Source organism: Streptomyces coacervatus, from assembly GCF_029223485.1.
In the GTDB taxonomy this organism is placed as follows: Bacteria; Actinomycetota; Actinomycetes; order Streptomycetales; family Streptomycetaceae; genus Streptomyces; species Streptomyces coacervatus.
This window is the reverse complement of sequence record NZ_JARHTP010000031.1, coordinates 74,183-84,002: the sequence shown is the minus strand read 5'-3', so window position 1 is coordinate 84,002 and position 9,820 is coordinate 74,183. Positions and strand designations below refer to the sequence as shown.

Annotated in this window: 11 protein-coding genes; 5 read left to right on the top strand and 6 right to left on the bottom strand. The window is 67.6% G+C overall.

Features of this window, described 5'->3' with window-relative positions; translation table 11 throughout:
- Nucleotides 1-146: 146 nt before the first annotated feature.
- Nucleotides 147-1,370, bottom strand: coding sequence for an NAD(P)-dependent malic enzyme (locus P2Q00_RS47225; RefSeq protein ID WP_275781088.1), 1,224 nt, complete (start codon nt 1,368-1,370; stop codon nt 147-149).
- Between the two features lie 571 nt (nt 1,371-1,941).
- On the opposite strand from P2Q00_RS47225, the gene P2Q00_RS47220 reads away from it, so the two are divergent.
- The 3 genes from P2Q00_RS47220 to P2Q00_RS47210 are packed head-to-tail and all read left to right on the top strand — an operon-like array spanning nt 1,942 to nt 4,627.
- The gene (locus P2Q00_RS47220; RefSeq protein WP_275781087.1) at nt 1,942-2,904 is read left to right on the top strand and encodes an ABC transporter substrate-binding protein; all 963 of its coding nucleotides are present in this window, start codon (nt 1,942-1,944) and stop codon (nt 2,902-2,904) included.
- 29 nt (nt 2,905-2,933) lie between these two features.
- A complete protein-coding gene (locus tag P2Q00_RS47215) occupies nt 2,934-3,863 on the top strand; it encodes an amino acid ABC transporter permease (protein WP_275781086.1) in 930 nt (309 codons plus the stop codon).
- Between the two features lie 2 nt (nt 3,864-3,865).
- Nucleotides 3,866-4,627, top strand: coding sequence for an amino acid ABC transporter ATP-binding protein (locus P2Q00_RS47210; protein WP_275781094.1), 762 nt, complete (start codon nt 3,866-3,868; stop codon nt 4,625-4,627).
- Nucleotides 4,628-4,699: 72 nt separating this feature from the next.
- Here P2Q00_RS47210 and P2Q00_RS47205 read toward each other — a convergent pair whose 3' ends face one another.
- Nucleotides 4,700-5,473: a class I SAM-dependent methyltransferase gene (locus P2Q00_RS47205; protein ID WP_275781085.1), complete on the bottom strand. Its 774-nt coding sequence runs from the start codon at nt 5,471-5,473 to the stop codon at nt 4,700-4,702.
- 100 nt (nt 5,474-5,573) lie between these two features.
- On the opposite strand from P2Q00_RS47205, the gene P2Q00_RS47200 reads away from it, so the two are divergent.
- On the top strand, nt 5,574-6,203 hold the full coding sequence (locus tag P2Q00_RS47200; RefSeq protein WP_275781084.1) for a CGNR zinc finger domain-containing protein: 630 nt from the start codon (nt 5,574-5,576) through the stop codon (nt 6,201-6,203).
- On the opposite strand, the gene sodX is transcribed toward P2Q00_RS47200, so the two are convergent.
- Entirely contained in the window at nt 6,107-6,541 is a 435-nt protein-coding gene (gene sodX, locus P2Q00_RS47195) for a nickel-type superoxide dismutase maturation protease (RefSeq protein WP_275781083.1), read from the bottom strand. The genes P2Q00_RS47200 and sodX overlap by 97 nt on opposite strands.
- A gap of 145 nt (nt 6,542-6,686) precedes the next feature.
- Between sodX and sodN the strand changes: the two genes are divergently transcribed.
- Entirely contained in the window at nt 6,687-7,082 is a 396-nt protein-coding gene (sodN, locus tag P2Q00_RS47190; RefSeq protein ID WP_020123534.1) for a superoxide dismutase, Ni, read from the top strand.
- Nucleotides 7,083-7,362: 280 nt separating this feature from the next.
- Here the strand turns inward: sodN and ppk2 are convergent, their stop codons facing one another.
- Genes ppk2 through P2Q00_RS47175 form a run of 3 tightly spaced genes read right to left on the bottom strand, consistent with a single transcriptional unit; the run spans nt 7,363 to nt 9,742 of the window.
- Complete coding sequence (gene ppk2 / locus P2Q00_RS47185; RefSeq protein ID WP_275781082.1) at nt 7,363-8,274, bottom strand: polyphosphate kinase 2; 912 nt, start codon at nt 8,272-8,274, stop codon at nt 7,363-7,365.
- A 60-nt stretch (nt 8,275-8,334) separates the two neighbouring features.
- Nucleotides 8,335-8,568, bottom strand: a complete 234-nt coding sequence (locus P2Q00_RS47180; protein ID WP_275781081.1) for a hypothetical protein — start codon at nt 8,566-8,568, stop codon at nt 8,335-8,337.
- 19 nt (nt 8,569-8,587) lie between these two features.
- Nucleotides 8,588-9,742, bottom strand: a complete 1,155-nt coding sequence (locus P2Q00_RS47175; protein WP_275781079.1) for an inorganic phosphate transporter — start codon at nt 9,740-9,742, stop codon at nt 8,588-8,590.
- Nucleotides 9,743-9,820: the final 78 nt, after the last annotated feature.

Genomic DNA, 9,820 nt, shown 5'->3' with positions numbered 1-9,820 from the left:
GGGACCGGCACCCCCACCCACCCGCAGCCGCCAACGGCGAGTCGGCCCCACAGGAGACGTCCACCGCTCAACCATCCGAACGGGTGGGCGGGTGGGCAAACAAATGGCCCCGCCAAAACAGGCGGGGCCACTCAGCCGACGGCACATCAGCGCCGCGCAACCCCCTCCGCCCGAGCCGCAGCCGCAACAGCCGCCGTAACAGCCGGAGCAACCCGCTCGTCAAACGGCGACGGAATCACATAGTCCGCAGCAAGGTCGTCCCCGACGACCCCCGCCAGCGCCTCAGCCGCCGCGATCTTCATACCCTCGGTGATCCGAGACGCCCGCACCTGCAGCGCCCCCGCGAAGATGCCCGGGAACGCCAGCACGTTGTTGATCTGGTTCGGGAAGTCGGACCGCCCGGTCGCCACGACAGCCGCGTACTTGTGCGCGACATCGGGGTGCACCTCGGGGTTCGGGTTGGCCATGGCGAACACGAACGCACCCTCGGCCATCGACGCAACCGCCGCCTCCGCGACCGTACCGCCGGAAACGCCGATGAAGACGTCCGCGCCCTCCAGGGCGTCCTCCAGCGACCCGGTGATGCCGGCCTTGTTCGTCAGCTCGGCCAGCTCGCGCTTGACCGGAGTCAGGTCGTCCCGGTCCTTCGACACGACGCCCTTGCGGTCGGCGACCGCGACATCCCCGAGCCCCGCCTCCAGCAGGAACTTGGCGATGGCGACCCCGGCCGCACCGGCGCCCGAGATGACGCCCCGCAGATCACCGAGCTCCCGCCCGCTCAGCCGCGCAGCGTTCCGCAGGGCCGCCAGCGTCACGACCGCCGTACCGTGCTGGTCGTCGTGGAAGACCGGGATGTCCAGCCGCTCCTGCAGCTTCCGCTCGATCTCGAAGCACCGCGGTGCCGAGATGTCCTCGAGATTGACGCCACCGAACGAGGGCGCAAGCCGCGCCACGGTCTCGACGATCTCGTCGACCCCCGTGCAGTCGAGCGCGATCGGCACGGCGTCGACGCCGCCGAACTGCTTGAACAGAATCGCCTTGCCCTCCATCACCGGGAGGGAGGCCTCGGGGCCGATGTCCCCGAGTCCGAGCACCGCCGTACCGTCGGTGACCACGGCCACGACGGACGACTTCCATGTGTAGTCATGGACGAGCTCCGGCTGCTCGGCGATGGCGCTGCACACCTTCGCGACGCCGGGCGTGTACGCCAGGGACAGGTCGTCCTTGTCACGGACCGGCACGGTGGCCTGCACGGCCATCTTGCCGCCGCGGTGCAGCGCGAACGCCGGATCGAAGGAATCGAGGGGCTCGGCCCCGCCGTCCTGATCCGTATTGCTGTCGCTGCGAGGATTGACGATCTCCGCTGCCACTTTGTTTTACCCCTTAAGTCTTCATTGATTGAGGGTGGGCCACTTCTGGTGAGAAGTGGGCGGGACCGCGCATGCCCGATCTGTTGATGCGTACGGGTCATACGCGACGGGCGCGCCGCACACGCGCCCCGAGCCCCGGATGAGGGGTGTAAAGAACCTTCTTACCGGACGCACCGGGCCGAGGACGAGTCCAATAAGTCCAAGGTCACATCACGGAACCCGAAGGTCACATCTCGGCCACAAGGATCGTCCCGAAATTTGGGGACACGTCCTCGACAAACCCTTGACCGGCGGCCGAACAGTGATCAACACCTCGGAGCGCTGGTCCGCATCCCGAGATGCGTCGAAGATCTTCCGGCCGGAAGGCCGGATTCCCGCAGATGGTCCGGTCATGTTGTACCGAGCTGGTGCGGTTCGGGGGTCACCCGTTATCCGATTTTGACATGACGGGTCCCCTGAACGGCGGAGTCCGAATGGCAGGATGCGGTGACCACACGAGGTCGCGACACCCGAAGGTGTGTGTGCTCGGCGACCCATCGGCAACTCCACCCATCCGCCGGAGGAACCCAACATGACCGCAAGCTCCACCCGTCGTACGACCGCCGCCCGCACCCGTCTGGCAGCGGTCGGTGCGATCGCGGTCGCAGGCGCCCTGATACTCACCGGCTGCGGTGACCACACGGACAAGGGCGGCAGCGACAGCAGCAGCGCGGGCACATCCTCGGCTCCCCTCGCCGCCAAGCTCCCCGCCGACATCCGCAAGGCGGGCGTCATCAAGGTGGGCTCCGACATCGCATACCCGCCGGTCGAGGTCATGCAGAGCGGCAAGGCCGTCGGTATCGACCCGGACATCGCGGACGCCCTCGGCAAGCAGCTGGGTGTGAAGTTCGAGTTCCAGAACGGCAAGTTCGACAACCTGATCGTGGGCCTGCAGGCCAAGCGCTTCGATGTGCTCATGTCGGCGATGAGCGACACGAAGGACCGCCAGAACGGCATCAACTCCGACAACGGCCAGAAGGTCGGCAACGGCGTCGACTTCGTCGACTACTTCACCGCCGGCACCTCGATCCTGGTCCAGAAGGGCAACCCGAAGGGCGTCAAGTCGCTCGACGACCTGTGCGGCAAGGTCGTGGCCCTGCAGAAGGGCACCACGTCCGAGGGCATCGCCAAGACGCAGAGCAAGAAGTGCACGAAGGACGGCAAGAAGGCCATCGACCTGCAGACCTTCGACACCGACCCCGAGGCCCTGCTCCGTCTGAAGCAGGGCGCGTCCGTCGCCGACCTGAACGACTTCCCGGTGGCGGCGTACAACGCGAAGACCTCCGGCGGTGGCAAGGACTTCGAGGTCACCGGCGCACAGATCGAGGCGGGTCCGTACGGCATCGCCGTCGGCAAGGAGAACACCCAGCTGCGCGACGCCCTGCAGGCCGCGATGAGCGCGATCATCAAGAACGGCGACTACACCAAGATCCTGCAGAAGTGGAACGTCACGGACGGCGCGGTGACCGAGTCGAAGATCAACGGCGGCTCCTGAACCACGCGCAGCGCTGAAAGGCAGTCACCGTGACTGACACTCTCGACAAGGCTCCGGCGCCGTCCGTGCCGCCGGAGCAGATCAAGGCCATCCCGGTGCGCCACTACGGCCGCTGGGTGGCAGGCGCCGTGGTGGTCGCCATCGTGGCACTGCTCGGCGTCGCCTTCTCCAACGCGAAGATCAACTACGGCGTCATCCCGGACTACGTGTTCGACAAGGGCATCATGGAGGGCGCCTGGACGACGCTGTACATCTCCGTACTGGCCATGGTGCTGGGTGTCGCCCTCGGCATCGTCCTCGCCGTGATGCGGCTGTCGTCGAACCCGGTCACCAGCACCGTGTCCTGGTTCTACATCTGGTTCTTCCGGGGCACGCCGGTCCTGGTCCAGCTGCTGCTCTGGTACAACATCTCGCTCGTCTTCCCCATCCTGAACCTGGGGTTCTACAAGAACGAGATGACCCAGGTGATGACGCCGGTCCTGACGGCCCTGCTGGGGCTCGGCCTGAACGAGGCCGCGTACATGTCGGAGATCGTCCGGGCCGGCATCCAGTCGGTCGACGAGGGCCAGACGGAGGCGTCGCACGCGCTGGGCATGACCCAGGGCCAGACGCTGCGCCGGGTGATCCTCCCGCAGGCGATGCGGGTGATCATCCCGCCGACCGGCAACGAGTTCATCAACATGCTGAAGACCTCGGCGCTGGCATACGCGGTCCAGCTCCCGGAACTGATCAAGACGGTCACGGACATCTCCAGCGCCTCGCTGGCGGTCGTCGAAATGTACTTCGTGGCCTGCGTCTGGTACCTGTTCCTGACCACGATCTTCAGCATCGGCCAGTACTACATCGAACGCCGTTACGCCCGCGGTTCGTCGCGCAACCTGCCGCCGACGCCGTTGCAGAAGATCAGAGCGAACATGACCAAGATGAACCTGCTCTCCCTCTCCAACTGGCGGCGATGACCATGAACGCAATGGTGAAGGCCGAGGGCGTCCACAAGTCCTTCGGGTCGGCCCACATCCTCAAGGGCATCGACCTGGAGGTGAACCCGCGCGAGGTGTTCTGCCTGATCGGCCCGTCCGGTTCCGGCAAGTCCACGTTCCTGCGGTGCATCAACCACCTGGAGAAGATCAGCGCCGGCCGACTGTACGTCGACGGCACCCTGGTCGGCTACCGGCAGCAGGGCGACAAGCTCTACGAGCTCAAAGAAAAGGAAGTGGCCGCGCAGCGGCGGGACATCGGCATGGTGTTCCAGCGCTTCAACCTCTTCCCGCACATGACGGCGCTGGAGAACGTCACGGAGGCGCCGGTCCAGGTCAAGCGCGAGTCCAAGACAGTGGCCCGCGAGCGCGCGCAGCGACTGCTGGACCGCGTCGGCCTCGGCGACAAGAGCGGCCACTACCCGTCCCAGCTCTCCGGCGGCCAGCAGCAGCGTGTCGCCATCGCTCGTGCCCTTGCGATGGAACCGAAGCTGATGCTCTTCGACGAGCCGACCTCGGCCCTCGACCCGGAGCTGGTCGGCGAGGTCCTCGACGTGATGCGGGACCTCGCGGAGGACGGCATGACGATGATCGTCGTGACGCACGAGATGGGCTTCGCCCGCGAGGTCGGCGACTCGCTCGTCTTCATGGACGACGGAGTGGTGGTCGAGTCCGGCCACCCGCGCGATGTCCTGACGAATCCGCAGCACGAGCGGACCAAGTCGTTCCTTTCCAAGGTGCTGTAGCGATACGACAACGCAGTACGACGAGGGAGGGGCGGTACGGGATTCCCGTACCGCCCCTCCCCCTATGGACTGTTACTTGAGCGCCAGCAACAACGTGTCCGCCGGCGAACACCACACCGCCCGCGCCTCCCCGAACCCCTTCTCCCGCAGCACCCGCGCATGCCACTGCGCCGACGGCATGTCCCCGTCCGCGTGCTCGCCGTAGATCTCGAAGCGGCGGGCGGTCGGGCCGGCGAGGACGGGATCCTTGGCGGCGAGCTGCCACCACTCCGCCCAGTCCAGGGCTCCGCCCCGCGTGGCCTGATCCATGCGGGCGTGCCGCTGTGCACGCTCCGCCGCGTTGATCCGGGGCGTGGTCTCGTCGATCATGTGGTCGGCATTCATGAAGACGCCGCCGGGGCGGACGAGTTCCGCGACCTGACCGTAGAGGACCGCGAGGGGCTCGCTGTGCAGCCAGTGGAGGGCCGTGGCGGTGAGCACCGCGTCGTACGTCTCGTACGGCAGCCGCGTGGGCCAGTCCGGGTCCTTGAGGTCGGCCTCGACGAACGTGACCCGCTCGTCACCCTCGAAGGTGCCGCGGGCGATGGCGAGCAGCGCGGGGTCGAGGTCGATTCCCGTACTGGTGGCGTTCGGGAAGCGGGCGAACAGGCGGGCCGTGATGCTGCCGGTGCCGCAGGCCAGGTCGAGGATGCGCGGCTCGGGGCCGACGCAGGCCTCGACCATGTCGAGCATGATGCGGAACCGCTCCTCGCGGTCCGGCATGTAGCACTCCTGCTGCCGGTCCCAGCTCTCCTGCCAGGCCTGCCAGTCGGTTCCCGTCGTACCGGTTCCGGTCGTGGTGGTCATGGAGTCCCCTTTTCTCCGCGCCGGCGTAATACCCTGGGAGCAGAGGCAGTCATTACCCGCTCCCGCCAACGACCATAGAGCGCATCCGTAAGGACTACAAGTGGAACTGGCCTATTACTCGGACTACGCCGTACGACTCGTCAACAGCGAGGAACCGGCTCGGGGCAAGGACAACCTGACCTCGGTCGAGGCCGTCCGCGCTCTGTTCGGCGGCAACGCGTCGGCGGCCCGCCGCGCCACCGACGCCGATGTCACCCGCTTCCGCTCGGTCAGGGCCCGGCTGCGCGCGGTCTTCGAGGCGGCCGACAAGGGCGACGAGACGCTCGCGGTGGACCTGCTGAACTCACTCCTGCTGGAGTTCCCGGTCAGCCCGCAGATCTCGGGCCACGACTTCCGGGACGACGACGGCCGCCCCCTGTGGCACATGCACCTGGCGGACCACCCGTCGAACGCGACCGCCGGCTACGCGGCCATCGCGGCGATGGGCCTGGCCTTCCACCTCACGGAGTACGGCGTCGACAGGCTGGGCCTGTGCGAGGCGCCCCCGTGCCGCAACGCCTACCTGGACACCTCGACCAACCGCTCCCGGCGCTACTGCTCCGACCGCTGCGCGACCCGCGCCAACGTGGCCGCCTACCGCGCCCGCAAGCGCCTGGAGGCCGACCGGTCGGACAGGACGGGCCTGCCGGCCGACAGCGCCCAGCGCGCGACGGCGAACGGCGAGCGCTGATCCGGCCTCAGCGGCCGGTATCGAAAGCGCACCTTGCCGAGCACCAGGTCCTCCGGGACGGTCCCGTAGTCCGTGCTGTCACCGCCCGCGTAGGCGTTGTCGCCGAGCACCCACCAGCCACCCTCGCGCCGCTCGGCGGCCCGCTTCACGACCAGCAGGTCCTGCTGGAACGGATGCCGCAGAACGACCACGTCCCCGGGCCGGATCCGGGCCCCGTACTGCACCACGAGCCGGTCCCCGTGGTGGAGCGTGGGCACCATGGACGGCCCGGTCACCTCGGCCGCCCCGAAGGGCAGCAGCGGCCTTCCGCGCTCGACGTCCTGTGACAGCTCCGGCATCCCCGGCACCTCCCCGGTCCGTTCCTCCACCAGTCTCAGTCTGACCCTGGACTTTTGTCCTAAGCCCATGGGGGCACCCGCGAAATCGCTTCCTCCAGGGAGTAATGTCCCACCTGAGAAGACGATCACGAGGAAGGAATGCTCCATGCTTTCCCGCCTGTTTGCCCCCAAGGTCAAGGTCAGCGCACACTGCGACCTGCCCTGCGGTGTGTACGACCCGGCCCAGGCCCGCATCGAGGCGGAGTCGGTGAAGGCCGTACAGGAAAAGATGGCCGCCAACGACGACCCGCACTTCCAGGCGCGCGCCACCGTCATCAAGGAGCAGCGCGCCGAGCTCGCGAAGCACCACGTCTCGGTGCTCTGGAGCGACTACTTCAAGCCCCCGCACTTCGAGAAGTACCCGGAGCTGCACCAGCTGGTCAACGACGCCCTGAAGGCCCTCTCGGCCGCCAAGGCGTCCACCGACCCGGCGACGGGCCAGAAGGCTCTGGACTACATCGCCCAGATCGACAAGATCTTCTGGGAGACCAAGAAGGCCTGACGAACACCTCGTTCGCGAGGATGTTCACGGTGACCGGCGATCGGTGCACCATCGCGGGTCCACGGGCATTCTGAAGGGGTCCGGCCGAGAAACGGCCGGGCCCCTTCGCCATCTCCCGCCGACCCCTGGATCACCGCCGGACGTCCCACTCAATGCCCGGCCAGGGTCAGGCCCCCTGTGGGACGGTGCCGAGGACGGGGTAGGTCCTCGGTACGGCGAAGGGGTCCAGCCGGAAACCGGCTGGACCCCTTCGCCGTACCCACTGACCGCCGTGGCCGTCCTACTGACTGCCGTGCCCCCCAGTCCCCTCATGATCGTCCTCCCCCGCCTCCAACAACCCCGCCGCCGCCCCCACAATCCGCGGATCAGGCCTGCCGACGACCTCCTCGTCCTTGTCGGTGTAGTCGAAGCGGGCCAGCACGCTGCGCATGGCCTCGACTCGGGCCCGTTTCTTGTCGTTGCTCTTGACCACCGTCCACGGTGAGTGGTCCGTGTCCGTCTCGCGGAACATGGCTACCTTCGCGGCGGTGTAGTCGTCCCAGCGGTCGAGGGAGGCCAGGTCCATGGGGCTGAGCTTCCACTGCCGTACGGGGTCGACCTGGCGGATGGTGAAGCGGGTGCGCTGTTCGCCCTGGGAGACCGAGAACCAGAACTTGATCAGGTCTACGCCGTCGTCCGCGAGCATCCGCTCGAACAGCGGCGCCTGGCGCATGAAGCGCCGGTACTCGTCGTCCGCGCAGAAGCCCATGACCCGCTCGACGCCCGCCCGGTTGTACCAGGAGCGGTCGAACAGCACTATCTCGCCCGCGGTCGGCAGGTGTTCGACGTAGCGCTGGAAGTACCACTGCCCGCGCTCGCGCTCGGTCGGCTTCTCCAGTGCCACCACTCGGGCGCCGCGCGGGTTGAGGTGCTCCGTGAAGCGTTTGATGGTGCCGCCCTTGCCGGCCGCGTCCCGTCCCTCGAAGACGATGACGAGCCGGCGCCCGGTCTCCTTGATCCAGCTCTGCAGCTTCAGCAGTTCGATCTGCTGGAGCCGCTTGTGCCAGTCGTACTCCTTGCGCTCCATGCGGTGCCCGTACGGGTAGTTCTCCCGCCAGGTGTCGATCGTGCTGCCGTCCGGGCGGATGAGTACGGGGTCGTCGGGGTCGGTGTAGTCGACCTTCAGATCGGCCAGCAGGGGTGGCGTCGTCATCCCGATGTCCTTCCGATGCTCAGTGCTCAGTGCTCAGTGCTCAAGGGAACTGCCCGATCCTCAGTGGAACTGCGGCACGATCAGATAGATCCCGTACGCCACCACGGCCACGCAGGCGAGGAAGCACAGGCTGGCCTGGGCGAGGCCGAGGGAGGAGGTGCCTCCGCCATCCTCGCGCGCCCCTTCGACGCGGGCGAGGCCGAGTACTCCGAGAGCGAAGACGACGACCACGGCGACGGTGACGCCGATGCTCACCGCGGTGACCTGGCCGAGTGCACTCCAGTCGAGTGTCATGCTGCGAACTCCCCGTGTTTCAGGCGGCCGTGCCGACGTGGGCCGGCGGCTCGGTGCGGACGGCGACCTCGTGGTGGTCGTTGACGTTGTTGGCGTGCACCGGGTTGCGGCGCGAGACGAGGACGATGCCGGCGGCCACGGCGGCGCCGACCAGCGCGACGACGACCGTGCCGAAGTTGCCGCCGTGCTTGACCGCGGCCGCGGAGATGCCGCCGACCAGCGCGGCCGAGGGCAGCGTGATCAGCCAGGCGGCGACCATGCGGCCGGCCACGCCCCAGCGCACCTCCGCCAGACGCCGGCCCAGGCCCGCGCCGAGGATGGAGCCCGAGGCGACCTGCGTGGTGGACAGGGCGAAGCCCAGGTGGGCGGAGGTGAGGATGACGGTCGTGGAGGCCGTCTCGGCGGCGAAGCCCTGCGGGGACTGGATCTCGGTCAGGCCCTTGCCCATGGTGCGGATGATCCGCCAGCCGCCGATATAGGTGCCGAGGCCGATGGCGAGACCGGCCGAGGCGATCACCCAGACCGGCGGGCCGGCGTCGTGGCCGAGCGCGCCCGCTGAGATCAGCGTCAGCGTGATGATGCCCATGGTCTTCTGCGCGTCGTTGGTGCCGTGCGCGAGGGAGACGAGGGAGGCCGAGGCGATCTGGCCGAGCCGGAAGCCCTTGGTGACGGAGTCCTTGCGGCCGCGGGCGGTGAGCTTGTAGGCGAGGTAGGTGGCGATCAGGGCCGCGACTCCGGCCACGACCGGCGAGGCCACCGCCGGGATCAGCACCTTCTCGACAACCTTGTCGAAGTGCACGCCGTTGGATCCCGCACCGACCCAGACGGCGCCGATGAGCCCGCCGAACAGGGCGTGCGAGGAGCTCGACGGCAGTCCGACCAGCCAGGTCAGCAGATTCCACAGGATCGCCCCGACCAGCCCGGCGAAGATCATTCCCGGACTGACGAGCGTGTCGTCGACGATGCCGCCTGAGATCGTCTTGGCGACTTCCGTCGACAGGAAGGCCCCGACGATGTTGAGGACTCCACTCACGAGCACCGCTGTTCTCGGCTTGAGTGCGCCGGTGGCGATGGATGTGGCCATCGCGTTGGCGGTGTCGTGGAATCCGTTGGTGAAGTCGAATGCCAGGGCCGTGACGATGACAACCGCCACAAGGAACGTGATGTGGTCCATTCCCTTATGGGAACAAGCGCTTTCATACGGAAGGCGAACTCAAAGCAAAGTGCATGCCAGGAACATGCCAGGACCCGG